Annotated in this window: 26 protein-coding genes; 13 read left to right on the top strand and 13 right to left on the bottom strand. The window is 70.5% G+C overall.

Annotation, left to right across the window (positions count from 1 at the left end):
- Positions 1-33 precede the first annotated feature (33 nt).
- Complete coding sequence (locus ABZ471_RS26460) at positions 34-474, top strand: sec-independent translocase (protein WP_359069540.1); 441 nt, start codon at positions 34-36, stop codon at positions 472-474.
- A 255-nt stretch (positions 475-729) separates the two neighbouring features.
- Positions 730-1401, top strand: a complete 672-nt coding sequence (locus ABZ471_RS26455) for a hypothetical protein (protein ID WP_359069538.1) — start codon at positions 730-732, stop codon at positions 1399-1401.
- 81 nt (positions 1402-1482) lie between these two features.
- Here the strand turns inward: ABZ471_RS26455 and ABZ471_RS26450 are convergent, their stop codons facing one another.
- The 3 genes from ABZ471_RS26450 to ABZ471_RS26440 are packed head-to-tail and all read right to left on the bottom strand — an operon-like array spanning position 1483 to position 4565.
- Entirely contained in the window at positions 1483-2616 is a 1134-nt protein-coding gene (locus ABZ471_RS26450; protein ID WP_359069536.1) for an Mrp/NBP35 family ATP-binding protein, read from the bottom strand.
- Between the two features lie 43 nt (positions 2617-2659).
- Positions 2660-3271, bottom strand: coding sequence for a DUF1003 domain-containing protein (locus ABZ471_RS26445; protein WP_359069534.1), 612 nt, complete (start codon positions 3269-3271; stop codon positions 2660-2662).
- Positions 3261-4565, bottom strand: coding sequence for a CBS domain-containing protein (locus ABZ471_RS26440; protein WP_359069532.1), 1305 nt, complete (start codon positions 4563-4565; stop codon positions 3261-3263). The genes ABZ471_RS26445 and ABZ471_RS26440 overlap by 11 nt, the downstream gene beginning before the upstream one ends.
- A 190-nt stretch (positions 4566-4755) precedes the next feature.
- Here ABZ471_RS26440 and ABZ471_RS26435 point away from each other — a divergent pair, with 190 nt between their 5' ends.
- Positions 4756-5493 carry a hypothetical protein gene (locus ABZ471_RS26435; RefSeq protein ID WP_359069531.1) on the top strand — a complete coding sequence of 246 codons (738 nt, stop codon included), beginning with the start codon at positions 4756-4758 and terminating at the stop codon, positions 5491-5493.
- Between the two features lie 90 nt (positions 5494-5583).
- On the opposite strand, the gene ABZ471_RS26430 is transcribed toward ABZ471_RS26435, so the two are convergent.
- The gene (locus ABZ471_RS26430; RefSeq protein ID WP_359069529.1) at positions 5584-6096 is read right to left on the bottom strand and encodes a hypothetical protein; all 513 of its coding nucleotides are present in this window, start codon (positions 6094-6096) and stop codon (positions 5584-5586) included.
- Between the two features lie 23 nt (positions 6097-6119).
- Entirely contained in the window at positions 6120-7244 is a 1125-nt protein-coding gene (locus ABZ471_RS26425; protein WP_359069528.1) for a magnesium and cobalt transport protein CorA, read from the bottom strand.
- A 458-nt stretch (positions 7245-7702) separates the two neighbouring features.
- Between ABZ471_RS26425 and ABZ471_RS26420 the strand changes: the two genes are divergently transcribed.
- Entirely contained in the window at positions 7703-8299 is a 597-nt protein-coding gene (locus ABZ471_RS26420; protein WP_359069526.1) for a suppressor of fused domain protein, read from the top strand.
- Positions 8300-8340: 41 nt separating this feature from the next.
- Here ABZ471_RS26420 and ABZ471_RS26415 read toward each other — a convergent pair whose 3' ends face one another.
- Positions 8341-9564 (bottom strand): MFS transporter, encoded by a 1224-nt coding sequence (locus tag ABZ471_RS26415; protein ID WP_359069525.1) that lies wholly within the window; start codon positions 9562-9564, stop codon positions 8341-8343.
- A gap of 203 nt (positions 9565-9767) precedes the next feature.
- Between ABZ471_RS26415 and ABZ471_RS26410 the strand changes: the two genes are divergently transcribed.
- The 3 genes from ABZ471_RS26410 to ABZ471_RS26400 all read left to right on the top strand — a co-directional run bounded on the left by ABZ471_RS26410 (position 9768) and on the right by ABZ471_RS26400 (position 12079).
- The gene (locus tag ABZ471_RS26410) at positions 9768-10415 is read left to right on the top strand and encodes a DUF6758 family protein (protein WP_359069523.1); all 648 of its coding nucleotides are present in this window, start codon (positions 9768-9770) and stop codon (positions 10413-10415) included.
- A gap of 129 nt (positions 10416-10544) precedes the next feature.
- Positions 10545-11402: a PHP domain-containing protein gene (locus tag ABZ471_RS26405; RefSeq protein WP_359069521.1), complete on the top strand. Its 858-nt coding sequence runs from the start codon at positions 10545-10547 to the stop codon at positions 11400-11402.
- Positions 11403-11473: 71 nt separating this feature from the next.
- Entirely contained in the window at positions 11474-12079 is a 606-nt protein-coding gene (locus tag ABZ471_RS26400; protein ID WP_359069519.1) for a MarC family protein, read from the top strand.
- 43 nt (positions 12080-12122) lie between these two features.
- On the opposite strand, the gene ABZ471_RS26395 is transcribed toward ABZ471_RS26400, so the two are convergent.
- Positions 12123-12275 (bottom strand): hypothetical protein, encoded by a 153-nt coding sequence (locus ABZ471_RS26395; RefSeq protein WP_330337947.1) that lies wholly within the window; start codon positions 12273-12275, stop codon positions 12123-12125.
- Positions 12276-12470: 195 nt separating this feature from the next.
- Between ABZ471_RS26395 and ABZ471_RS26390 the strand changes: the two genes are divergently transcribed.
- Positions 12471-13376 (top strand): NYN domain-containing protein, encoded by a 906-nt coding sequence (locus ABZ471_RS26390; RefSeq protein ID WP_359069554.1) that lies wholly within the window; start codon positions 12471-12473, stop codon positions 13374-13376.
- A 46-nt stretch (positions 13377-13422) separates the two neighbouring features.
- Here the strand turns inward: ABZ471_RS26390 and ABZ471_RS26385 are convergent, their stop codons facing one another.
- Positions 13423-14298, bottom strand: a complete 876-nt coding sequence (locus tag ABZ471_RS26385) for an alpha/beta fold hydrolase (RefSeq protein WP_359069517.1) — start codon at positions 14296-14298, stop codon at positions 13423-13425.
- 184 nt (positions 14299-14482) lie between these two features.
- A complete protein-coding gene (locus tag ABZ471_RS26380) occupies positions 14483-16939 on the bottom strand; it encodes a DEAD/DEAH box helicase (protein WP_359069552.1) in 2457 nt (818 codons plus the stop codon).
- 504 nt (positions 16940-17443) lie between these two features.
- On the opposite strand from ABZ471_RS26380, the gene ABZ471_RS26375 reads away from it, so the two are divergent.
- Positions 17444-18190 (top strand): ferritin-like fold-containing protein, encoded by a 747-nt coding sequence (locus tag ABZ471_RS26375; RefSeq protein WP_359069516.1) that lies wholly within the window; start codon positions 17444-17446, stop codon positions 18188-18190.
- Between the two features lie 114 nt (positions 18191-18304).
- Here the strand turns inward: ABZ471_RS26375 and ABZ471_RS26370 are convergent, their stop codons facing one another.
- From ABZ471_RS26370 to ABZ471_RS26355, 4 genes are all read right to left on the bottom strand, one after another.
- Complete coding sequence (locus ABZ471_RS26370; protein WP_359069515.1) at positions 18305-18574, bottom strand: hypothetical protein; 270 nt, start codon at positions 18572-18574, stop codon at positions 18305-18307.
- Positions 18575-18743: 169 nt separating this feature from the next.
- Positions 18744-18971: a DUF3107 domain-containing protein gene (locus tag ABZ471_RS26365; protein ID WP_359069513.1), complete on the bottom strand. Its 228-nt coding sequence runs from the start codon at positions 18969-18971 to the stop codon at positions 18744-18746.
- Positions 18972-19105: 134 nt separating this feature from the next.
- Positions 19106-19747 (bottom strand): TetR/AcrR family transcriptional regulator, encoded by a 642-nt coding sequence (locus ABZ471_RS26360; protein WP_359069512.1) that lies wholly within the window; start codon positions 19745-19747, stop codon positions 19106-19108.
- 166 nt (positions 19748-19913) lie between these two features.
- Positions 19914-20138, bottom strand: a complete 225-nt coding sequence (locus ABZ471_RS26355) for a hypothetical protein (RefSeq protein WP_359069510.1) — start codon at positions 20136-20138, stop codon at positions 19914-19916.
- Positions 20139-20375: 237 nt separating this feature from the next.
- Between ABZ471_RS26355 and ABZ471_RS26350 the strand changes: the two genes are divergently transcribed.
- The 4 genes from ABZ471_RS26350 to ABZ471_RS26335 all read left to right on the top strand — a co-directional run bounded on the left by ABZ471_RS26350 (position 20376) and on the right by ABZ471_RS26335 (position 25324).
- Positions 20376-21545 (top strand): alpha/beta hydrolase, encoded by a 1170-nt coding sequence (locus ABZ471_RS26350; protein ID WP_359069508.1) that lies wholly within the window; start codon positions 20376-20378, stop codon positions 21543-21545.
- Positions 21546-21553: 8 nt separating this feature from the next.
- Entirely contained in the window at positions 21554-23275 is a 1722-nt protein-coding gene (locus ABZ471_RS26345; RefSeq protein WP_359069506.1) for a DUF3152 domain-containing protein, read from the top strand.
- A 56-nt stretch (positions 23276-23331) separates the two neighbouring features.
- Positions 23332-23427 (top strand): Ms4533A family Cys-rich leader peptide, encoded by a 96-nt coding sequence (locus ABZ471_RS26340; protein ID WP_317933593.1) that lies wholly within the window; start codon positions 23332-23334, stop codon positions 23425-23427.
- Between the two features lie 178 nt (positions 23428-23605).
- A complete protein-coding gene (locus ABZ471_RS26335) occupies positions 23606-25324 on the top strand; it encodes an ABC transporter substrate-binding protein (protein WP_359069504.1) in 1719 nt (572 codons plus the stop codon).
- Positions 25325-25326: the final 2 nt, after the last annotated feature.

The following is a 25326-nucleotide window of genomic DNA, read 5'->3' as shown; positions in this document are numbered from 1 at the left end:
GAGCGACCGAGGACATCGCATTGGGAGCGTCAGGTGTTCAATGACATAGGACCACTCGAGCTGGTCACCATCATTGTGCTCGCCGTGCTCGTCTTCGGTCCGGACAAGCTCCCGAAGGTCATCCAGGACGTGATGCGCACGGTCCGGAAGATCCGCGAGTTCTCGGAGAGCGCCAAGCAGGACATCCGTAACGAGCTGGGTCCCGAGTTCAAGGACTTCGAGTTCGAGGACCTCAACCCCAAGACGTTCATCCGCAAGCAGCTGGACAACGACGAACTGGGGCTGAAGGAGATCCGCAACGGCTTCGACCTGAAGAAGGAGATGGCCGAGGTCACGGACGCGGTCCACAGCCGCGAGAGCGACGCCTCGTCCTCGCCTTCCTCCTCCTCGTCCGGCGGGCGCGTCGACATGACCAAGAAGCCCGAGGAAACGGACAAGGACGAGCGTCCGCCCTTCGACGCCGACGCCACCTAGCCGACGCCGCCCAGGGGCCCCGACACACGCACCGAGCGGGGTGCGTGACGCGTTTCATAGCGCGGACCCGCTCATGGCCCCTACCCGCCGTACACGGCGCGCACAGGCCCCCCTGCGCGACCCACGCGCCGGGCGCTTTCCCTGCTGCTCTCAGCGGTGTGGATATGCTGCCGAGTTGTTGTGCGGACCGGACGAGTACGCCCGAAGGGGGGCGGGCAGCCCCGGTCCGACGAGATCGAGGAGGCGTCCGGGCAGATGGAGACGACGAGTCGGGTGGGCGCGCAGGCGCCGGCCGCGGAGGGCGGACAACAGCTCCCCTCCGCTCGGCGCACGGTGGGCGGCTACCTCCAGGCGCCCTTTCCTTGGTACGGCCTCGACGAGGCGTTCACGGGGCCGCGCTGGCTGATGCAGGTCGGCACGGCAGCGGACGGTGCGGTCGAGCACGGGTCGATCGGGCACGGTGACGAGCCCACCGTCCGCAACGAGCACGTGGCCGCGTCCCCGGACGAGCCCCGGGAGAAGTTCGCGGTCGTGGTCACCGTGGCCGCGAATCCGTCCCGGAGGAGTGCCGACGGTACGGGGCTGCTGGAGGCGACGTCGGTCTCCTCGGCGGCATGGCTGGCGGGTGTGGGGCTGCTGTCGTTCACCTGGCCCGGGCAGATGGACCACAGTCTGCGGGACGACTGGCTGGAGCAGCAGACGGAGACCGCGTGGGCTCTGGCCGACGATCTCGAGGGGCCCGAGTGGTCCACGCTGTCCCTGCCGGTCGACGGGGTGCCCACACCGTTCCACTACCGGGAGTCCCAGTTCGGGTGGGTGCTGGCCGGTTCCACCGGGGCCGGCGTGCATGTCGGGGCCTATGGGCGGGGGATGAGCGCGTACGGTCTCGGGTTCGCCGTGGTGAAGGACATCGGAACCTACGCATGAGAATCGGAACCCACGCATGAGAAAAGGGGCGCCGGTGGTTCTCGGCGCCCCTTCGCGCAGTTCCCCGCGCCTCTGGGTGGTTCAGAACTTGTTCTTCGGAGTGATGCCCAAAGACAGGCCCGACAGGCCCCGCTGGCGTCCCCCCAGCTTGCCCGCGATGGCTCGCAGGGCCGAGCCCGCAGGGGAGTCGGGGTCGGTCAGGACCACCGGCTTGCCCTCGTCGCCGCCCTCGCGGAGGCGGACGTCGATGGGGATGTTGCCGAGGACGGGGACGGACGTTCCCGTCGTGCGGGTCAGGCCGTCCGCCACCATCTGGCCGCCGCCGGTTCCGAAGACGTCGACCATCTCGCCGCAGTGCGGGCAGGGCAGCCCGGACATGTTCTCGACCACGCCGACGATCTTCTGGTGGGTCTGGACGGCGATGGAGCCGGCCCGCTCCGCCACCTCGGCGGCCGCCTGCTGTGGCGTCGTGACCACCAGGATCTCGGCGTTCGGGACGAGCTGTGCCACCGAGATCGCGATGTCGCCGGTGCCGGGCGGCAGGTCCAGGAGCAGGACGTCCAGGTCGCCCCAGTACACGTCCGCGAGGAACTGCTGCAGGGCGCGGTGGAGCATCGGGCCGCGCCAGACCACGGGGGCGTTGCCCGGGGTGAACATGCCGATCGAGATGACCTTCACGCCGTTCGCGGACGGCGGCATGATCATGTTCTCGACCTGGGTCGGACGGCCGTCCGCGCCCAGCATGCGCGGCACCGAGTGGCCGTAGATGTCGGCGTCCACCACACCGACCTTCAGGCCGTCGGCCGCCATCGCCGCCGCCAGGTTCACCGTCACCGAGGACTTGCCGACGCCGCCCTTGCCGGAGGCGACCGCGTAGACCCGGGTGAGGCTGCCCGGCTTGGCGAAGGGGACCTCGCGCTCGGTCTGGCCGCCGCGCAGGGCCGTCGCCAGCTCCTTGCGCTGCTCGTCGCTCATCACGTCCAGGGTGACGTCGACCCGGGTGACGCCCTCGACCCGGGAGACCGCCTCGGTCACCCGCTGGGTGATCGTGTCGCGCATGGGGCAGCCGGAGACGGTCAGGTACACGGTCACCGCGACCGCTCCGTCCGCGCCGATATCCACCGATTTGACCATCCCCAGTTCGGTGATGGGTCGGTTGATCTCGGGGTCGTTCACCGTCGCCAGTGCCTCGCGCACCGCGTCTTCCGTAGCCATAAAGACGATGGTACGGCGCCCCGAGGTGCCTCCGGGTAGTCCCTCAGCGGTCGTCTGCGTCACGTCCCGGCGACCGTTCTGACCGTTCTGCCGGGAATACGACATGACCGGGGTGGCCGTCGGAGTGCCGCCGTTCCTCCATCTCCTTGACCAGATCCTGCAGCTCGGAGCGGATCCAGTCGCGGGTGGCCACCTCGCCCAGTCCCATGCGCAGCGCGGCGATCTCCCGGGTCAGGTACTCGGTGTCGGCGATGGACCGCTCGTTCTGCTTGCGGTCCTGCTCCAGGTTGACCCGGTCGCGGTCGTCCTGCCTGTTCTGCGCGAGCAGGATCAGCGGGGCCGCGTAGGAGGCCTGCAGGGACAGCATCAGGGTCAGGAAGATGAACGGGTAGTTGTCGAAGCGAAAGGTGGCGGGCGCGGCGATGTTCCAGACCACCCACAGGATGATGACGACCGTCATCCAGACGATGAAGCGTCCCGTGCCCAGGAAGCGGGCGATCTTCTCCGACAGCCGGCCGAAGGCCTCGGGGTCCCACTCGGGCAGGAACCGGCGCCGCGGCGGGCGCGGCTGGTCCAGGCGGGGCGTGCGGGGCCGGCCGGCGGCCGTGGCGCCCGTCGGGGTGCGCTCGCGGTTGCTCTCGCGTTCAGGCGCCATGGGCGCTCGCCCCCTCGTTCGCCGCCCCGTCCTCCTCGTCCAGGTGGAACTCGGTCTCCCGCCAGTCCTCGGGCAGCATGTGGTCGAGGACGTCGTCCACGGTCACCGCCCCGAGCAGCGACCCGGACTCGTCCACCACGGGCGCGGCGACCATGTCGTACGTGGCGAAGAACCCGGCGATGACGGGCAGGGTGGCGTCGGGTTCGAGGGGCTGCAGGTCGTCGTCGACCAGCGAGCTGACCAGGGTGTACGGGGGGTCGCGCAGCAGGCGCTGGAAGTGGACGGTGCCCAGGTACTTGCCGGTCGGGGTCTCGTCGGGCGGGCGGCAGACGTACACCTGGGCGGCGAGGGCGGGGGAGAGGTCCTGGTTGCGGACCCGGGCGAGCGCGTCGGCGACGGTGGCGTCGGGGCGCAGCACGATCGGCTCGGTGGTCATCAGGCCACCCGCGGTGTGCTCCTCGTACGACATCAGGCGCCGCATCTCGGCCGCGTCGGCGGGCTCCATCAGGCTCAGCAGGCGCTCCTTGTCCTCCTCGGGCAGCTCGGCGAGCAGGTCGGCCGCGTCGTCCGGGTCCATGGCCTCCAGGATGTCGGCCGCGCGCTCCTCCTTCAGTTTGCCGAGGATCTCGATCTGGTCGTCCTCGGGCAGCTCCTCCAGGACGTCGGCGAGGCGGTCGTCGTCCAGGGCGGCGGCGACCTCGGCGCGGCGCTTGGCGGAGAGGTGGTGCAGGACGTTGGCGAGGTCGGCGGGGCGCAGCTGCTCGAAGGTGGCGAGCAGGCTCTCGGCGCCCTGTCCGTGCTCCTCCAGGGAGAAGCCGGTGACCGCCGACCACTCCACGGTCAGCGTCTCGCCCCTGGCCCGCCGGAAGGCGCCGCCCTTCTTCCCCCGCCGGACGAAGACGCGGTCGACCTCCCAGTCCCGGCGGGCCGGCAGCTGCTGCACGGCCAGGTCCAGGACGGTGACCTCCTCGTCGGTCTCCGCCAGCTTCACCCGGCGGTCCAGCAGCTCTCCGAAGACCAGCCGTTCGGTGGGGCGCTGCTCGAAGCGGCGCACGTTGACCACGCCGGTGGTGATGACCTGCCCGGACTCGATGCCGGTCACCCGGGTCATGGGCAGGAAGATGCGGCGCCGGGTGGACAGTTCGACGACCAGTCCGAGGACGCGCGGGGGCCGTCGTCCGACGCGCAGCATGACGACCACATCGCGTACGCGACCCACCTGGTCGCCGGTCGGATCGAAGACGGGGACCCCGGCGAGGTGCGAGACGAAGATCCGCGGGGCACCGGCTGCCATGGCTGTGCTTCCTTTGCTCGCATTGCGTGGGAATTGCTGTTTTCTGCCCGCGCGCGTGCGCTTCAGGCTAGCCCGTACCGATCGGATATGCCCTGGTGGGCGGTCCGGACGGACTGGCTCCGCCGGGCATGCGAAGCCCCGGTACGCTGCGGTACGCCGCTCCGGACTCGTCAGAAAGGCAGCTCCACCTGTGACTGCGATTCCCCAGGGCCGTACCCGCCGGGCCGCGCTGGCGAGTGCGGCATGTGCACTGGCCGTGACGGGAGCGATGGTGCTGACGGGGTGCAGCAGCGAGGATCCCGACGCGGGGACCAACGGCGTCGGCAAGCTGTCGGCCGGCCAGATCCAGGCGAAAGCCCGGGCTGCCGCGGAGGCGGCGCCCGCGGTGCGGCTTGCCGGGACCGTGGTCACCAGCGGCCGCACGTACAAGCTGGACATGCAGCTCAAGGCCGACGGCGGCACCGGCTCGGTCACGTCCCAGGGTGCCACGTTCGGGCTGCTGCGGGTCGGCAAGCAGCTGTATCTCAAGGCCGACGCGGACTTCTGGAGCCACGGCGGGGACACGGCGTCGGCCGGCAAGCTCGACGGCAAGTACGTCAAGGTGCCGCAGGGCGATCCCGCGTACAAGAAGTTCAGCGGCTTCACGGACAAGGCTGTGCTCCTCGACGGTCTGCTGACCCTGCACGGCAAGCTGGTGACGGACGGCCACCACGATCAGTCGGGCACCCGCACGATCCGCATCACCGGCGACGCCGGCTCCGGCGGCACCCTCGACGTCTCCCTCGACGGCAAGCCCTACCCGCTCCGCCTGGTACGGGGCGGCGGCGCGGGCACGCTCAGCTTCTCGGACTGGGGCAAGGACTTCTCCGCCGCCGAGCCCGCGAAGTCCGAGACGGTCGACTACGGGAAGCAGCTGCCGACGTCGTGACCGGTTCCGGTCAGCTGGTTCTCTCCGCCGCGAGGTGATCAGCCGCGACGGACTTTTCCGGCGGTGCCGAACGCCGTCCGGGCCCCGGCGTCACCGCTTGCGGCGCTTCGCCAGCAGCCGCGGCAGCCCCGCCGGGATCGGCTGACGCGTCGTCGCCGGGGATTGCAGCGGGCGTTCCGCCAGGTTGTCGGAGGGCAACGGGGCCACCGACCCCGTCGGCACCAGGCGGAGCACCCGGCACTCGCGGGCCCAGCGGCCCGGCATCTCCTCGCCGTCGGGGGCGTTCAGCCGCTTCCCCTTCAGTTCGGCCACTGCCGCCTCCCACTCCGGCGAGCCGGAAGCCAGCTCGGACACGGTCGCCGGCCAGGTCACCAGCCGGCCCCCCTTGTCCTTGCTGCGCACGGTCACCTCGGCCGAGCCGCCGTCGGCCAGGCCGGGCAGCGGCTGCTCTCCGAGCCCGTCGCCGACCAGGCACACCGCACCCTCGTGCCACACGTGCCACAGCGCACGCGCCGCCGGAGCGTCGGCACCCCGCACCCAGATGAGGCCGGACTTCTTGGTGGCCTCCTCGATCAGGGCCAGGTCGAGCAGCTCGCTTGTCATGCGCCCAGCCTATCCAGGCCCGCTCACAGCCAGCCGTTGCGCTTCAGGGTGCGGTGGATACCGAGGCAGAGCGCGACCGTGATGCCCATGATCACCGGGTAGCCGTACTTCCAGTGCAGCTCGGGCATGTACTTGAAGTTCATGCCGTACACCCCGCACACCATCGTCGGTACGGCGATGATCGCGGCCCAGGCGGTGATCTTGCGCATGTCCTCGTTCTGCGCGACCGACGCCTGCGCGAGGTTGGCCTGGAGGATGGAGTTGAGGAGTTCGTCGAAGCCCAGCACCTGCTCCTGGACCCGGGCGAGGTGGTCGGCGACGTCCCGGAAGTACTTCTGGATGTCCGGGTCGACCAGCCGCATCGGCCGCTCGCTCAGCAGCTGCATCGGCCGCAGCAGCGGAGCCACCGCACGCTTGAACTCCAGCACCTCGCGCTTGAGTTGGTAGATCCGCGCCGAGTCCACACCGCGCGAGACCCCGCCCCTGCGGCCGGGCGAGAAGACCTCGGTCTCCACCTCGTCGATGTCGTCCTGCACCGCGTCGGCGACGGCGATGTAGCCGTCCACGACATGGTCGGCGATGGCGTGCAGCACGGCCGAGGGGCCCTTCGCGAGCAACTCGGGGTCGTCCTGCAGCCGGTGGCGCAGCGCCCGCAGGGAGCCCTGGCCGCCATGCCGGACCGTGATGAAGAAGTCCCGGCCGGTGAAGCACATGACCTCGCCGGTCTCCACCACCTCGCTGTTGGCGGTGAGCCGGTCGTGCTCGACGTAGTGGATGGTCTTGAACACGGTGAAGAGCGAGTCGTCGTACCGCTCCAGCTTCGGCCGCTGGTGGGCCTGGACCGCGTCCTCCACGGCCAGCGGGTGCAGTCCGAACTCGCTCGCGATACCGGCGAATTCGGCCTCGGTCGGCTCGTGCAGGCCGATCCACACGAACCCGCCGTCGCGGCGCACCAGCCGCATCGCCTCGTGCGGCGTCAGCGGCTTGGCGCTCTCCACACGGGCTCCGTCGCGGTAGACCGCGCAGTCCACGACGGCCGAGGGCGTGGCGGGGTCGCGCGTGGTGTCGTAGGGCGCGCTCGTCTCCTTGCGCAGCGACGGACGGGCCGAGGGACGGACCGCGGCACGCAGGTCACGGATCATCGACATGGGCAGGCTCCTTCGCAGGCGAGCAGCGAAAGTGCACGGCAACGGGTGGAACTACCCGGAATGGGGACGTCCTGACTGCGGATGTTTGGCACGTCCACAAAGCGGGGAGCACCGCACCATCGCGGTGGCGACTTCGCTGCTGATGCAGAACTGATTCAGGTCAGACGGATCAGGCAAAGCGAAATGAAGTGCTCTTCCGAACGACGAAGCGAGCGTGAAGGCGGCAGCCAGCCAGGAACTACATCAGCAGCCGGAAGAGCGAGTGGTACTACCAGGTCGACTTCGATCCATGACAGCCCCACCTCCTCCGGCCGGTCCCTCGTAAGGGAGTCTCATCGGCGTCGGGACTCGATAGCGACGCTTCTGCGTGCTGCCCCGAACTACCGGCTCAGCGTAGCAGCAGCCCATAGTGTCAAGGCGCCGCTTTGCCCGCTGCTGACGAGTTCTATGCTCACCGCATGGTTGATGTTCTTCCTCTGGTCGAGGCGCGGTTGACCACCACGCTGGGCGAACCGGACGCGCGTGCCGCGGTCACCTTCCTCGGTACGGACCGCATCGAGGTGCTCCGGTTCCGGGACTCCGATCGGGAGGGAGCCGTGGTCCGCTACGCCTCGCTCGGCATGTCCGCGCACCCCATGACGGATCCCACCGCCGTGCTCGCCGACCCCGTCAAGGGCCCCCGCGCCGAGCTGGTCCTGTCGGTCCGTGCGGGCGTCGCGGACACCGACAAGGTGCTCCGCCCGCTCGCCGTGCTCGCCGCGTCCCCGCAGGTAGAGGGTGTGGTCGTGGCCCCCGGCGCCTCCCTGGACGTGGGCGGGCCGCTGTGGCCCGGTGCTCCCTTCTCCTCGGTCCTGGTGGCCGAACCCGGCGGGCTGGTCGAGGATCTGGAGCTGGACGATCCGATGGATCCCGTACGGTTCCTGCCGCTGCTGCCGATGACCCCGAACGAGGCCGCCTGGAAGCGGGTGCACGGCGCGGGAGCCCTCCAGGAGCGCTGGCTGGCGAACGGCACGGATCTGCGGGATCCCGCCCGTAGATCTGTGCCGCTCGACTGATCCGGAAGTGACTGATCTCACCAACGCAAGGCTGGATTCGGTCAGTTGGCGAAGACGGTGACACCGTCCTCGGGGGCGTGCGCCCTCTCCAGCTCCGCGGCCTCGTCGGTGAGCGCCTTGCGCCGTACGACGACCACGACCGCGCCGAGCACCGCTGTGGCCGCCGCGACCACGAACGGGATGTGGATGTCGCTCCACTCCTCGATCTTCGGTGCGAAGTACGGTGCCGCGGCGGCGGCGAACCAGCGGACGAAGTTGTAGCCCGCGCTCGCCACCGGGCGCGGCGCGTCCGACACGCCGAGGGCCAGCTCGGTGTAGACCGTGTTGTTCACGCCGATGAAGGCGCCGGACAGGATCGTGCAGACGACGGCCGTGGTGTGGTTGCCGTAGCCGAGCACGAGCACGTCCGCCGCGAGCAGCACCAGTGAGCCGCCGAGCACCTTCAGCGAGCCGAACCGCCGCTGCATCCGCGGCGCCACGATCACCGAGAAGACGGCGAGCAGTACGCCCCAGCCGAAGAACACCGCACCCGAGCGGTAGGGGGTCATGTTCAGCACGAACGGCGTGAAGGCCAGCACGGTGAAGAACGTGTAGTTGTAGAAGAACGCCGAGACCGCCGCCGAGGCGAGGCCGCCGTGACCGAGCGCCCTGACCGGGTCCAGCACCGAGGTCCTGCGGGCCGGCTTCGGCTGCTCCTTCAGGAACGCCGTGATGCACAGGAAGCCGATCGCCATCAGCGTGGCCGTGCCGAAGAAGGGGTAGCGCCAGCTGACGTTGCCGAGGACCGCGCCGAGCAGCGGGCCGCAGGCCATGCCGAGGCCGAGCGCGGACTCGTACAGCAGGATCGCCGCAGCGCTGCCGCCGGCTGCCGCGCCCACGATGACCGCGAGGGCGGTGGACACGAACAGGGCGTTGCCGAGCCCCCAGCCGGCCCGGAACCCGACGAGCTGGGCGACCGAGCCCGAGGTGCCGGCCAGGCCCGCGAAGACGACCACGAACGCGAGCCCGAGCAGCAGCGTCCTGCGGCCGCCGATGCGGCTGGAGACGAAGCCGGTCAGCAGCATCGCCACCGCGGTGATCAGGAAGTACGAGGTGAAGAGCAGGGACACCTGGCCGGCGGTGGCGTCGAGACCCCGGGCGATGGACGGCAGGATCGGGTCGACGAGACCGATGCCCATGAAGGCGACGACGGAGGCGCCGGTCGTGGCCCAGACCGCCTTGGGCTGTCGCAGGATGCCGCCGGCACCCGCGTCGAAGGGGTCCATGTGCTTCTCCCGTCCCGACAAGCAGATAGTTGGATTATGCACATAGTAAGTTAGCGGAGCTAATTAATGCAAGATGCATCTAATTTTTCCCGGTGGGGCAGCCGTGTGTTCCGCGTGGCCGTGTCTTCCGTTCGGCCGTGTGTTCCGTCCGGACGGGTGATCGTCCTTGACGTGGGCCGGTCGGGGTAGGACCGTGGAGCCCTATGAGGGGCGAACCCAGTTGCCCGAAGTGTGGTGGCCGGGTCAGGGCTCCCGGACTCTTCGCCGATTCCTGGCAGTGTGATGTGCACGGGACGGTGCAGCCGCTGCAGCCCGTGATCCCGCCCAGCGTCGAGGCGCTCAATGTCGTGGTGCACCGCACGCAGGTGCCGGTGTGGATGCCGTGGCCGCTGCCGGTCGGGTGGCTGTTCACCGGTGTGACGTACGCCGGGGACGACCGCAGCGGCGGCCGTGCCACCGCCGTGGCCTGCTCCGGCCCCGGCCCGCTGGGCGGCATGGGCGAGCTGATCCTGGTCGCCGAGGAACTCGGCGTCGGCCTCGGTGCGGGGTACGCGGGCATCGACGGCCCGGACCCCGGGTCGTACATGAACGTCGAGAAGCCGCCCCAGGCCAAGGTCCTGGCCGCCGGTCGGCCGACTCCGCTGTGGCATGTCGCCGGGGCCCCCGACGACCGCGCGGTCTTCGCCGGCGAGGCGCTGGGCCTGTGGCTGTGGGCGGTGGTCTGGCCCGTGCAGTCGGGTCTGCTCATGTACGACGAGCTGGTGCTGACGGATCTGCGGGATGCGGGGGCGGAGCTGGACCTGGTGCCGTGCGGGGCGTTGTCGCCGGTCCTGCTTCGGCCGGGCGGGTGACGTTCGGCGGCGCCCCTTGGGCGGGTGTGTGTAGGGGGTGATGGCGATGTGCGGGTGTGACAGGGCATCGCTGTCCTGCCGCTATCCTTAGGTGTCCCCCTCCGTCCGTCACCGCCTGGAGTACACGTCGTGCGCATCGACCTGCACTGTCACTCCACGGCTTCTGACGGTACGGACACCCCGGCCGAGCTGGTGCGCAATGCCGCCACTGCCGGTCTGGACGTCGTCGCGCTGACCGACCACGACACCACCCGCGGGTACGCCGAGGCCACCGCCGCGCTGCCCGAGGGGCTCACCCTGGTCACCGGAGCCGAGCTGTCCTGCCGTGTCGACGGCATCTCCATGCACATGCTGGCCTACCTCTTCGACCCCGAGGAGCCCGCCCTGCTCGCCGAGCGCGAGCTGGTCCGGGACGACCGGGTGCCGCGGGCCCAGGGCATGGTCGCCAAGCTGAACGCGCTGGGCGTGCCGGTCACCTGGGGGCAGGTCGAGCGGATCGCCGCCGGCGGTTCCGTGGGGCGTCCGCATGTCGCCACCGCGCTCGTCGAGCTGGGCGTGGTGCCGACGGTGAGCGACGCGTTCACCGAGGAGTGGCTGGCCGACGGCGGCCGGGCCTTCGTGGAGAAGCACGAGACCGACCCCTTCGAGGCGATCCGGCTGGTCAAGGGCGCGGGCGGCGTGGCCGTCTTCGCGCACCCGGCCGCCGCCAAGCGCGGCCGTACGGTGCCGGAGTCCGCGATCGCCGAGATGGCCGCTGCCGGCCTGGACGGCATCGAGGTCGACCACATGGACCACGACGCCGACGCCCGCACCCGCCTGCGGGGCCTCGCGAAGGACCTGGGGCTGCTGGTCACGGGGTCCTCGGACTACCACGGCAGCCGCAAGACCGTGTCGCTGGGCGAGTACACGACGGACCCCGAGGTGTACGGGGAGATCATCCGGCGGGCCACCGGCGCGTTTCCCGTCCCGGGTACCGGCGGGGTCTGAGACCCTCGGGGTTCGACCCCGCGCCACCTCACGCCCGTTTCTCTTCTTCCTTCAAGGCCTGTACTTCCCTCATGTTCGACGTCGCCGTCTTCGGCTCCCTGTTCCTGACCCTTTTTGTCATCATGGATCCCCCCGGGATCACCCCGATCTTCCTCGCGCTGACCGCGGGGCGCCCCGCCAAGGTGCAGAAGCGGATGGCCTTCCAGGCCGTCTGTGTGGCGGGCGGGGTCATCGCCGTCTTCGGCCTCCTGGGCCACCAGATCCTGAACTACCTGCACGTATCCGTCCCCGCGCTGATGATCGCGGGTGGTCTGCTGCTTCTGCTGATCGCGCTGGACCTGCTCACCGGCAAGACCGACGAGCCGAAGCAGACCAAGGACGTGAACGTCGCCCTCGTGCCGCTGGGCATGCCGCTGCTGGCGGGGCCCGGTGCCATCGTGTCCGTGATCCTGGCCGTGCAGAAGGCCGACAGTGTGGCCACGCAGGTCTCGGTGTGGGCCGCGATCCTCGCGATCCACGTCGTGCTGTGGCTGGTGATGCGCTACTCGCTGCTGATCATCCGGGTCATCAAGGACGGCGGCGTCGTCCTCGTGACGCGGCTCGCGGGCATGATGCTCTCCGCGATCGCGGTGCAGCAGATCATCAACGGCGTCACTCAGGTGATCCGGGGGAGCTGAGACGTGGGCTCGGCTCCCCCGGAAAGCTTGAGTGGTGTGCGCCTTACGAGGCCGGGGTCTCGGCCGGGCGGATCCACAGACGCTGCCCTATCGCGGCGGCCTGCTGAACGATCCGGTTGACGGAGGCGGCGTCCACGACGGTGCTGTCCACGGTGGTGCCGTCGACCTCGTCGAGTCGCATGATTTCGAAGCGCATGGCTTCTCCCTTCGTCTGGTCATCCTCCTGAGGAGAACTACTGGTGTGTCGTGCTGTACGTATGAGTCAACGGGCTGTGTGTTACAAACATTCCCTACGCTAAAGAAATTTTTCGAACGGCTAATTACCGACTGGTAAGCGGTCGCCGCGGGACTGAGCGGGACCGGTTGTGTTCGCAGCGTGACCGCCGGGACAATGGAAGCGATGAACGACGACCTGGCGGCCCTCGCCGCCCGCATCGACCACACCAACGAGCTGCTGCAGCGCATGCTCGCCGAGGTGGCGAAGACGCCCTCGACCCACGCGATCTTCGTCGACGCGGGATACCTGTATGCGGCCGCGGGCCGACTGATCGCCGGGACGGAGGACCGGCGGGCCTTCGACCTCGATGCCGAGGGCCTGATCGACGCGCTCATCGACAGGGCCCGCACGATCTTCGCGGACAGCCGGCTGCTGCGCGTCTACTGGTACGACGGCGCCCGGCGCCGCATCCACACCGCCGAGCAGCAGTCCATCGCCGAACTGCCCGACGTCAAGGTCCGCCTCGGCAACCTCAACGCCAACAACCAGCAGAAGGGCGTCGACTCCCTCATCCGCTCCGACCTGGAGTCCCTCGCCCGCCACCGCGCGATCAGCGACGCGGCCCTGCTCGGCGGCGACGAGGACCTGGTGTCGGCGGTGGAGGCGGCCCAGGGCTACGGCGCCCGCGTCCACCTGTGGGGCATCGAGGCGTCCGAGGGCCGCAACCAGGCCGAGGCGCTCCTCTGGGAGGTCGACAGCCAGCGCACCCTCGACCTGGAGTTCTTCAAGCCGTACGTCTCCCGGCGCACGGCCGCCGCCTACGAGGCCGCCGCCGGAACCCGGCCCACCCGCGAGGACGTTCGCTTCGTCGGCGCACAGATCGCGGCGAAGTGGCTGTCCGCGCGTGGCCGCGAGGCCCTCGGTGAACTGCTCCCCGGCCACCCCTACCTGCCCGGTTCCGTCGACCAGGACCTGCTGGTCGAGGCCGAGAGCCTGCTCCAGTACTCCCTGCGCGGCCAGGCGGACCTGCGCCGAGCCCTCCGGGACGGCTTCTGGGAGCACCTGCAGACGCAGTACTAGGGCCTGTCCGGCGGATCGGGCCGACCGCGGGACTCGTCGTCAGGGCTCAGCCCGGGTGCTCGTCCCAGAAGTCGGCCACCGCGCGTGCCGTGTCGAGCGGACGGTCGGTGTTGGGCGAGTGCTCGGCCCCGTCGATGACGGACCGCCGCGCCCCGAGCCGCGCCGCCATCTCGTCGAGCAGCGTCAGCGGCCAGGTGTCGTCCAGTGCGCCCGACAGCACATGGAACGGCAGCGGTACGGCGGCCAGTTCGGCGACTCGGTTCGGCTCGGTGCACAACTGGCGTCCGGTGGCGAGGAGTTGGGCGGGCTTGTTGCCCAGCCAACGGCGCCGCAGATCCTCCTGGTTGTCCAGGCCGTCGTCGAGCCCGCCCGTGTCGGTCTCCTCGGGCGTCTCCATCGCCTGGATCGCGTGCCAGACCTCGGCCATGGACATCACGCCGAGCGCGTCCCGCAGCAGCTTCACACGCTGCTGCTGGGAGACCGAGATCTGCGCCGGCCCCGAGGCCATCAGGGTGAGGGACAGAAACGGGGAGTGGTCCACCAGCACGGCCGCACGCGAGATCTGCCCGCCGAGCGAGTGCCCCAGCAGATGCACGGGCGTCCCGACCGCCTCCGCCTGTGCCAGCACGTCCCGGGCCAACTCCTCCTGCGCGTAGGCGGATTCGTCGCGCTCGGGCCCGTCCGACTCGTACTGTCCGCGCCCGTCCACGGCCACGGTCCGGTATCCGCGCTCGGCCAGCGGCACATGCAGCGGATTGAAGTCCTCCTTGCTCCCGGTGAACCCCGGCAGCAGCAGCGCGACGCCCCTGGGCTCGACGCCTTCGGCCACGGGCGCGTCGACGACGGCGAACTCACCGCGCGCGGTCCGCAGGGAGTACGCACGGGCACCGGGGGGCGGGACGAAGGTGGCAGGCCTGCTCATGCGGAGAGGCTATCGGGCGGGCGGGCCCGGCAGAGACGGGGGGAGCAGGCCGACGGCCCGGTCCCACAGAGGTGGGCCGGGCCGCCGGGTGATGCCGTGCTGCTGTTCGGTTGTCGTGCCGATGCGCCGATCGAGCCTCGGAAGGACGATCCGCAGGTCAGGCCCCGGAAGGCCCCTCCACCGGTCAGGCCTCGGAAGCCTCCACGGCCGCCGCCACCTTCCGCGTCCGGCGCGCCTTGGGCGCCGCCTCCGCGGCCTCGCCGGTGGCCTCGGCGGCGGGCGCCGTGGCCTTACGGGTACGGCGGCGCGGCTTGACCTCCGGCTCCTCGGTGGCCTGCGCCGGAATCTCCGGAGTGGCCGCCTCGGCAACAGCCTTGCGGGTCCGCCGTACCTTGGGCGCGGTCGCCTCGACCCCGTCCACCGTGGCTTCGGCGGCGGCAGCGGTCTTACGGGTGCGGCGCGGCTTGGCCGTGGGCTCCGCCTCCACCGCTTCCGGGGTGGCGGCCGCGGTCTTGCGGGTGCGGCGGGGCTTGGCCTCTGTGCCTTCGGCCGTGTCGACGGTGGCTTCGGCGGTCGCGGCGGCCTTGCGGGTGCGGCGCGGCTTGGCCGTGGGCTCCGCCTCCACCGCTTCCGGGGTGGCGGCCGCGGTCTTGCGGGTGCGGCGGGGCTTGGCCTCTGTGCCTTCGGCCGTGTCGACGGTGGCTTCGGCGGTCGCGGCGGCCTTGCGGGTGCGGCGCGGCTTGGCCTCGGCCTCTGCTTCGACGGTCTCCGGGGCGGTGGCCGCGGTCTTGCGGGTGCGGCGGGGCTTGGTCGCCGGGGCGGCGGGCTCCTCCGCGTTCGTACCTTCAGCAGTGGCGACTGTCGCTTCGGGGGCCGGTTCGGCCGTCTTGCGGGTGCGGCGGCGCGGCTTGGCCTCGACGGCCTCGGCCGTGTCCACGGCAGTCTCGGCGGTGGCCGCGGCCTTGCGGGTGCGGCGCGGCTTGGTCTCGGCGGCCTCGGCCGTCTCGACGGCGGCCTCAACCACCGGCGCGGCCTCGGTCACCGCAGTCTCCGTCAACGCAGCCTCGGTCACCGGGGCCTCGGCCGACTTGCGGGTGCGGCGGCGGCGCGGCTTCTCCGCTGTCTCCAGCGTCGCCGGGCCCTCCGCCGTGTCCACCGTGTCGACAGCGGCCTCGGAGGTCGTGGTCGCGGCAGCGGCCGTCACCACCTGCGCCGGGGCTCCGCTGCGGGTACGGCGACGGCGGCGCGGGGTGCGGGTCGCCGTGGGCTCCTCGGCGGTGCCGGTCTCGGCGGACGGTGCCGAGGCGGTCGTAGCGGGGGAGGCGTCCAGCGGAGTGCCGCCGCGCGTGCGGCGGCGACTGCGCGGGGTGCGCGCCGGGCGCTCACGCTCGGCCGTGGCGGACTCGGCGCGGCCACCCCGGCCGACGCGACCGCGGGCACCGCGGCCACCGGTCTCGCCCAGGTCCTCCAGCTCCTCCGCGTCGAGACCGGCGCGGGTCCGCTCCGAGCGCGGCAGGGTGCCCTTGGTGCCCTCGGGGATGCCGAGGTCCGAGAACAGGTGCGGGGAGCTCGAGTACGTCTCCGGCGGGTCGTTGAAGTCCAGCTCCAGCGCCTTGTTGATCAGCTGCCAGCGCGGGATGTCGTCCCAGTCGACGAACGTGATGGCCGTACCCTTCGCGCCCGCGCGGCCCGTACGGCCGACGCGGTGCAGGTACGTCTTCTCGTCCTCGGGGGACTGGTAGTTGATGACGTGGGTCACGCCTTCGACGTCGATGCCGCGCGCGGCGACGTCGGTGCAGACGAGGACGTCGACCTTGCCGTTGCGGAAGGCCCGCAGGGCCTGCTCGCGCGCGCCCTGGCCGAGGTCGCCGTGGACCGCGCCGGAGGCGAACCCGCGGCGCTGCAGTTGCTCGGCGATGTCGGCCGCTGTCCGCTTCGTACGGCAGAAGATCATCGCGAGTCCGCGGCCGTCGGCCTGCAGGATGCGGGCGGCCATCTCCGGCTTGTCCATGGAGTGTGCGCGGTAGACGAACTGCTTGATGTTCGCGACCGTCGCGCCCTCGTCGTCCGGCGCGGTGGCACGGATGTGGGTGGGCTGCGACATGTAGCGGCGCGCGAGGCCGATGACCGCGCCCGGCATGGTCGCGGAGAACAGCATGGTCTGGCGCTTGGCCGGAAGCAGGTTGATGATCTTCTCGACGTCGGGCAGGAAGCCCAGGTCGAGCATCTCGTCGGCCTCGTCGAGCACCAGGCTCTTGATGTGGCTCAGGTTCAGCTTCTTCTGCCCGGCCAGGTCCAGCAGCCGGCCCGGGGTGCCGACGACCACGTCGACGCCCTTCTTCAGGGCCTCGACCTGCGGCTCGTAGGCCCGGCCGCCGTAGATCGCGAGCACGCGCACGTTACGGACCTTGCCGGCCGTCAGCAGGTCGTTGGTGACCTGGGTGCACAGCTCGCGTGTGGGGACCACGACGAGCGCCTGCGGGGCTTCGGTGAGGGCCTCGGGCCGCGCACGGCCGGCCTCCACGTCGGCGGGGACGGTGACCCGCTCCAGGAGCGGCAGGCCGAAGCCCAGCGTCTTGCCGGTGCCGGTCTTGGCCTGGCCGATGACGTCCGTGCCGGAAAGGGCGACGGGGAGCGTCATCTCCTGGATGGGGAAGGGGTTGAGGATGCCGACGGCCTCCAGGGCCTCGGCGGTCTCGGGAAGGATTCCGAGTTCTCGAAACGTCGTAGTCAGGGTGATGCCTCTTCTGTGTACGCGGTGCGAGGCGAGCGCGGGGGTCATGACTGACCGTGCCGGGGACGTCGGCTGCCGTACGGACGAACCACTCGGGCAAGCCGTATGACACGGGACCACTGCCGACGCTCTAGCGCTCGTACCGCTGAGGGATGTCCCTCCGGTCGTCGTACGTAATGAGCCGTACGGCCGGGGAGGGCTGTCGGGTCGGAGCCGATCGGGCCACCGACCGGGCATCCTCAATACATGCGCCCTGTCGGAGCACGTCGAATACCGTCGACGCACTCAGCAGGCGCATTACCACCATACCCCGGAATCGCGCACATGTGATGGCCGATTTGGTCACGTAGTCGTGGTCACAGTGGTTGACCAGGGCTTCCGGGGCGGGGCAATCGGGCTATTGTGCGCCTCATGACTAGCTCTGACAAGCCTGAGAACGAGTCCGCCGCACCCGCCGAACACACCGGTGTCGCCGCCCAGGACTGGGCGCAGGCCTCCGCCGACCCGCACTATCGTGCCGCGGTCGTGGACCTGCTCGGAGCACTCGCGTACGGGGAACTTGCGGCGTTCGAGCGGCTCGCGGAGGACGCCAAGCTGGCGCCGACGCTCGCCGACAAGGCGGAGCTGGCGAAGATGGCCTCGGCCGAGTTCCACCACTTCGAGAGGCTGCGGGACCGGCTGACCGAGATCGGCGAGGAGCCGACCGCGGCGATGGAGCCCTTCGTGGCGGCCCTGGACGGTTTCCACAAGCAGACGGCGCCCTCGGACTGGCTGGAGGGCTTGGTCAAGGCGTACGTCGGCGACTCGATCGCGAGCGACTTCTACCGGGAGGTCGCGGCCCGCCTCGACTCGGACACGCGCGAACTGGTCCTCGCCGTTCTCGACGACACCGGGCACGCCGGTTTCGCGGTGGAGAAGGTGCGCGCGGCGATCGACGCGGATCCGCGGGTCGGCGGGCGGCTGGCGCTGTGGGCGCGGCGGCTGATGGGTGAGGCGCTGTCGCAGTCGCAGCGGGTGGTGGCCGACCGGGATGCGCTGTCGACGATGCTCGTGGGCGGGGTCGCCGACGGGTTCGACCTTGCAGAGGTCGGGCGGATGTTCTCGCGGATCACCGAGGCTCACACGAAGCGGATGGCTGCGCTGGGCCTCGCGGCCTAGGAGCCGTGGCGCTCCGTGGGGGTGGCTTCGGCGGCTCGCGGCTTCGGGTTCGCCGTGGCTGGTCGGGCAGTTCCCCCCGCCCCTGGCGTGGCGGCTGCGCCTCCGCCTTGGCAGCTAGGCCGTCGCTGATCGTCGGCGGAGGCGGCCTGCCGGGCGGAGCAGGAGGGACAGGGAGGCCGCCGAGACGATCGCTGCGCCGAGGACGCTCAGCAGCGGGCTGCCGGGGCCCAGGGCGGTGTGGGTGACGAAGTCGCCGAACAGGGCTCCGGCGATGCCGGTCGAGAAGACGAGGTGCCGGGCGGGCAGGCGGTGTGCGAACCGGTGTGTCGCCGCCCAGGCGAGAATCAGACCGAGCAAGGCGGATCCGATTGCTTCCAGGATCATGTCGGGGGTCCCTCCCACGGCCGGCCGTGCTTCACGGTCGTAGCCGGTCATACCCGTGACCTGCGGATTGCAATCCTCCTCTGTGGACGACTTGTGCTCCATCTGTGCGCATGCTCCACAGGCAGAAGGGCCCGGCGGCACAGTGCCGCCGGGCCCTTCCGACTCGGTCCTAGAGCGTGCCGAAGCCCACCTTGCGGATGGTCGGCTCGCCGATCTCCACGTACGCCAGGCGGTCCGTCGGGACCAGGACCTTGCGGCCCTTCTCGTCCTCGAGGCTCAGCAGCTGCGTCTTTCCGGCCAGCGCCTCCGACACCACGCGCTCGACCTCCTCGACGCTCAGACCGCTCTCCAGAACGATCTCGCGGGGCGCGTGCTGCACGCCGATCTTGACCTCCACGGCTATGTCCCTCCGACGGTCAGTGATGTGCGCGATCTTCCGCGCCGTACGCAGCACACCCTAGCCCGGTGAGGGGATCTGCACGCTGTCGGCCGGAACGCCAACAGCGAACAGTCCGCGGGAACAAATGTCCGTCAGTGGTGTTCGGTGCCGTGCAGGGGGAAACCGGCGATTCCCCGCCAGGCCAGCGAGGTCAGCAGCTGCACCGCCTGTTCGCGCGGCACACTGCGGTCGCTGTGCAGCCAGGAACGCGCGACCACCTGGGCGAGCCCGCCGAGACCGGAGGCGAGCAGCATCGACTCCGCGCGCGAGAGGCCCGTGTCCTCGGCGATCACCTCGCAGATCGCCTCGGCGCAGTCGTTGGTGACCTTGTCGACGCGCTCGCGCACCGCGGGCTCGTTCGTCAGGTCCGACTCGAAGACCAGGCGGAAGGCGCCGCCGTCGTCCTCGACGTACGCGAAATAGGCGTCCATGGTCGCCCGCACGCGCTGCTTGTTGTCGGTCGTCGAGGCGAGCGCGCCGCGCACGGCCTGGATCAGCGCCTCGCAGTGCTGGTCCAGGAGGGCGAGGTAGAGATCGAGCTTGCCCGGGAAGTGCTGGTAGAGCACCGGCTTGCTGACGCCGGCCCGCTCGGCGATGTCGTCCATCGCTGCCGCGTGGTAGCCCTGTGCGACGAAGACCTCCTGGGCGGCGCCCAGCAGCTGGTTCCGTCGGGCGCGGCGCGGCAGACGGGTGCCACGCGGGCGCGCCGCCTCGGTTTGCTCGATGGCTGTCACGCCGCCTCCCAAAGTCGTCCACATGCGGTGTAGACCGCGCGGCCATCGTACTTTTCGGTAACCGTGGTGTGCGCGGTGCGAGCGCAGAATTTCACGTACCGGACGGCGACGAAAGCCGTGAAGCCTGCCTTACCCGGCGGGCCGGTGCCTTGGAGGTCCTGCGAGGTCAGCGATAGTCGTCCTCGTCGAGGGTGACCACGCGCGCCTGTTCGATGAGATCGGCCTCGTTGCCGCGGGCCGGATCCACTCCCGTCAGGGGGTCGTCCTGGTTCGGCGTGATGTCTGCGTGCTGCTCGACGGCGTCGCCCTCGGGGGCCTCGACGTCGAGCTCCGGGATGTCGTCGGCTGCCAGATCCTCGATCACGTCCGGCTCGATGGGGTCATAGGCCATGGTGGGCTCCCTTCCTACGAACATCCCTGGAAGCAGCAGGGACCACACGCGGGTGCCCTCTGTACGAGCGTAGGAGAGTCCTCATCCGGACGCCATGCCGTGCGCGTCCGTTCGTCCGTGCGGTTCTCCGGCCGGGTACCCGCCACGCCGTGGTCCACCCCCGCGGGGGCGAACACGCGTCCCTCCTGTGACGGCGAACACATGAACCACAGCGTGATCGTCTCGTAACATTGCCGCATGTCTTCGACCGAATCGCCGTCCGTGTCGGCCGCTGCCGTCCTTCCGAAGGTGGCGCCCGTCCGGGTCGGAGAGGGCGAGCAGCTGAGGTCGGTGGGGCTGCCGGGGGTCACCCTGACGGTCCGTTCGCGGCGCCCCGCGCGCCAGGACGACCTTCCGCCCGCGCTGTACGTCCACGGGCTCGGCGGTTCCTCGCAGAACTGGTCCGCGCTGATGAGGGAGCTGGACGGCGTCGTCGCCGGTGAGGCGGTCGATCTGCCCGGCTTCGGCGATTCCCCGCCCCCGGACGACGGGGACTACTCCGTCACCGGGCACGCGCGCGCGGTCATCCGTTATCTCGACGCCGCCGAGCGCGGCCCGGTCCACCTCGTCGGCAACTCCCTCGGCGGAGCGGTCGCCACGCGCGTCTCCGCCGTACGCCCCGACCTCGTCCGCAGCCTCACGCTCGTCTCGCCCGCCCTGCCGGAGCTGCGCGTGCAGCGCACCGCGGTGCCGACGGCACTGCTGGGCATGCCCGGGGTGGCCGCGCTCTTCAGCCGGATCACCAAGGAGTGGACGGCCGAGCAGCGCGTCCGCGGCGTGATGGCCCTGTGCTACGGCGACCCCGGGCGGGTGTCGCCCGAGGCGTTCCAGCAGGCCGTGGAGGAGCTGGAGCGGCGGCTGCAACTGCCGTACTTCTGGGACGCGATGACGCGCTCCGCGCGCGGGGTGGTCAACGCCTACACCCTCGGCGGCCAGCACGGGCTGTGGCGCCAGGCCGAGCGCGTGCTCGCCCCGACGCTCCTGATCTACGGCGGCCGCGACCAACTCGTCGGCTTCCGCATGGCCCGCAAGGCCGCCCGCTCCTTCCGTGACGCCCGCCTGCTGTCCCTGCCGGAGGCGGGACACGTGGCGATGATGGAGTACCCGGAGGTGGTGGCGGGAGCGTTCCGTGAACTCCTCGCGGAAGTGGGCGAGTTGGGCCGTGCGAGCGCATTCGATGGCTTCGGCGGTGCGCGGGCAGGCGTAGGGGCCGGTGGTGCCCGTGGGGCCGCTGGTGCGCGGAGGTCCGGTGGGTCTGGCGGGTCCTGTGAGGCCGGTGGACCCGGGGGTGCGGGTGGGGCGCCGCCGGGTGGCGGTTCCGCCGCGGCCGCCGGGGGCGACATCGCCGCCACGGGCGCGGGGAGCTGAGGGCAGAGGTGGGACGACACAGTCGTCGCGGACCGGCCCCCAAGGGCGACACCGCGGACATAGCTGCACAGCGAGAACGTGGGGGACGGGGCCCGGCTCCGGCCGCTTCGCGCGAGCCCCGCGAGACCCGGCAGCCCAACCTGCCCGGCCAGCGGCAGGCACCCTCGGGCGAAACCCGCGGCTACGGGACACCGCGCACAGCCCAGGGCGCGCCCGGTTTCCCTCCGGCGACGCCGGCGGGGGGCGTACCTCGCTTCCCTGATGGGACGCCCGCTCAGGGCGTTCCCCGCTTTCCGGGTGCGCCAGGTGCGCCGGGAATGCCAGGTGCGCCGGGGATGCCCGGTGGGCAAGGGGCCCGGCGTGCGCCCGAGGGCACTCCCGCGTACGGGAATCCGCGGCTGCCGGACGGTACTCCGGCTCACGGTGTTCCGCGGCTGCCGGACGGTACGCCTGCGCATGGCATGCCGCGCTTTCCTGACGGGACGCCCTCCCATGGGGTGCCCCTGCTCCCCGACGGCACCCCCGCGCGGGGTGTGCCGCGATTCCGGGGCGGTGGTTCTCCGGCGCGGGGCGGGCATCCCGAGCAGCGTGAAGTCGGCGGTGGCTGGGGCGAGTTCGGCGAGGCCCCCGGCGGGGGTGCCGGTGTTGCTCCCGGGGCGCGACAGGGCGGGCCCGGTGTTGCACTTCCGCGGCAGCGGCAGGGCGGGCCGGGGCGTTCCCGTGGCGGGCCTCGCCAGGACTATCTCGACGCCTTCGGGGAGGACGTCGACGTCTTCGTGCCGCGGTCCGGCGACGGTGTGCCCGGCCGTACCGAGTCCGGCGAGGCGCAGGAGTCGTACCGCCCCGGAGTCGGCCCGACGGCCGCCGGGGCCGGTGATGACGGCGACGGCAACGATGGCGAGGGCGCGGCGCCGAGCGGTGTGCCCGCGCAGCGCGGTGGCGGCAAGGGGCGAGCCTTCACGGGGATCGCGGCCGCGGCCGTGACCACCGTCCTCGCTGTCGTCGTCGCCGGTCACGTCGCCGACGGACCCGACGGCAGCGACGTGCAGTCGCGGTCCGCCACCGACCAGGCGCGCGACACCCGGGTCCCCGGGCAGGCCACCCCGTCGGCCTCGCCGAGCGTGGCGACGCTGACGTACGAGCAGAAGATGGGCAAGAGGTACCCGCTCACCGCCACGCTCAAGGGCTCCGGGAAGTTCGACGCCGTCCCGGGCTTCGACAAGGCGCCCGGCAAGGGACAGAAGTACACCTACCGGGTCGACGTCGAGCAGGGGCTCGGCCTGGACGGCGAGCTGTTCGCCCAGGCCGTGCAGAAGACGCTCAACGACAATCGCAGCTGGGCCCACGGCGGCGCCCGTACCTTCGAGCGGATCTCCTCCGGCAAGCCCGACTTCGTGATCACGCTCGCCAGCCCTGGCACCACTGCCGCGTGGTGCGCCAAGTCCGGCCTGGACACCACGGAGGACAACGTCTCCTGTGACTCGGCGTCCACCGAACGCGTGATGATCAACGCCTACCGCTGGGCACAGGGCAGCAAGACATACGGGGACAAAATCTACGCATACCGACAGATGCTCATCAATCACGAGGTCGGTCACCGCCTCGGCCACGGCCATGTGACGTGCGACAAGGACGGCGAACTCGCCCCGGTCATGCAGCAGCAGACGAAGTTCCTCGACCACGACGGCATCCACTGTCTGCCCAACGCCTGGCCCTACCCCAGGAGTTGACAGGCGCTGCTCGTGTCACATTGACATGAGTCGCATGTTCGATCATATTTTTGCCCATGTGGTCTAGTCATGCCGTCTCCGACAGCGCCGCCATCGAGCTGGCGCTGATCGGCGTGACCGCACTCTGCGTGGCCGACATCCACTGTCGCTGACGCCGCCTCCCTGGCGTTCGCGTCGCGACTTCTTTCCTTTTCCGTCCGTGGCCCTGTCACGGATTTTTCGACGACCCGACGCCGGGGCCGACGTCTGCCCGCAGCTGTCTCACTCCTCGTCCCTCTGTCTCACTCTTCGAGAAATCCTCGATCAGCTCCCCGAGAGGTCGTCATTCCGATGCGTCAACCGTCCGTCATAGCGCGCCGCGTGGCAGCGGCATCCGTCAGCCTGGTCGTGGCAGCGGGCGCCGCCGCCTGCGGCCCGAAGGACAACGATGCCAAGGGCTCCGGTGGCGACTCCGCTCCGCACAAGGGCGGCACGCTCACGGTGCTGAACTCCGATCCGCAGCAGGACTTCGACCCCGCCCGCCTGTACACCTCCGGCGGCGGCAACGTCCCGTCCCTGGTCTTCCGTACGCTCACCACGCGCAACCGCGAGAACGGCGCGGCCGGAGCCAAGGTCGTCCCGGATCTCGCCACCGACACCGGGCGTCCCGGCAAGGACGCGACCGTGTGGACGTACACCCTGAAGAAGGACCTGAAGTACGAGGACGGCACCCAGATCACCTCGGCCGACATCAAGTACGGCATCGAGCGTTCGTTCGCGCCCGAACTCTCCGGCGGTGCGCCCTACTTGCGGGACTGGCTGGTCGGTGCCGCCGACTACCAGGGTCCCTACAAGGACAAGAAGGGTCTCTCGGCGATCGAGACGCCGGACGAGCGGACCATCGTCTTCCATCTGAACAAGCCCGAGGGCGAGTTCCCGTTCCTCGCCACGCAGACGCAGTTCACCCCGGTCCCGAAGGCCAAGGACACGGGCACCAAGTACGAGGAGCACCCGGTCTCCTCGGGCCCGTACAAGGTCGTCAAGAACGAGAACGACGGCGAGCACCTCGTCCTGGAACGCAACACGTACTGGTCGACGGCCCTCGACGCCGAACGCAAGGCCTATCCGGACACCATCGACGTACGGTCGGGGCTCGACTCGTCCGTGATCAACCAGCGGCTGTCGGCGTCTCAGGGTACGGACGCGGCCGCCGTCACGACGGACACCAACCTCGGCCCGGCCGAACTCGCCAAGGTGACCGGTGACAAGGAGCTGGCCGCGCGCGTGGGCACCGGCCACTTCGGCTACACCAACTACATCGCCTTCAACCCGAAGGTGAAGCCGTTCGACAACCCCAAGGTGCGACAGGCGATCTCGTACGCCATCGACCGCTCCTCCGTCGTCAACGCGGCCGGCGGTTCGGCGCTCGCCGAGCCCGCCACCACCTTCCTGCCCGACCAGAAGTCCTTCGGCTACACGCCCTACGACCTCTTCCCGGCGGGCAGCACCGGCAACGCCGCCAAGGCCAAGGAGTTGCTGACGCAGGCGGGCTACAAGAACGGGCTCACCGTCACGCTCACCCACTCCAACAGCAAGGACTTCGAGACCAGCCCGGAGATCGCGACCGCCGTCCAGGACGCGCTCAAGAAGGCCGGCATCACGGTCAAGCTGCAGGGCCTGGAGGAGAACGACTACAAGGACAAGATCCACGGCGTCCGGACCGAGCCCGGCTTCTTCCTCGCCCACTGGGGTGCCGACTGGCCCTCCGGCGGCCCCTTCCTCGCCCCGATCTTCGACGGCCGGCAGATCGTCAAGGATGGAGCGAACTTCAACACGGGCCTGTTGAACGACAAGTCGGTCAATGACGAGATTGACGCGATCAACAAGTTGACCGACCTCGACGCCGCCGCCAAGCGGTGGGGTGCACTGGACAAGAAGATCGGCGCGCAGGCCTTGGTCGTGCCGCTGTTCCACCCGGTCTACAAGCGTCTGTACGGCGAGGACGTCAAGAACATCGTCATCAGCGACTGGACCGGCGTACTGGACATCTCCCAGGTCGCGGTGAAGTAGAG

Origin of the sequence: Streptomyces sp. NPDC005728, from assembly GCF_040630895.1 — a bacterium.
GTDB lineage: Bacteria > Actinomycetota > Actinomycetes > Streptomycetales > Streptomycetaceae > Streptomyces.
This window is presented reverse-complemented; position numbering and strand designations above follow the sequence as displayed.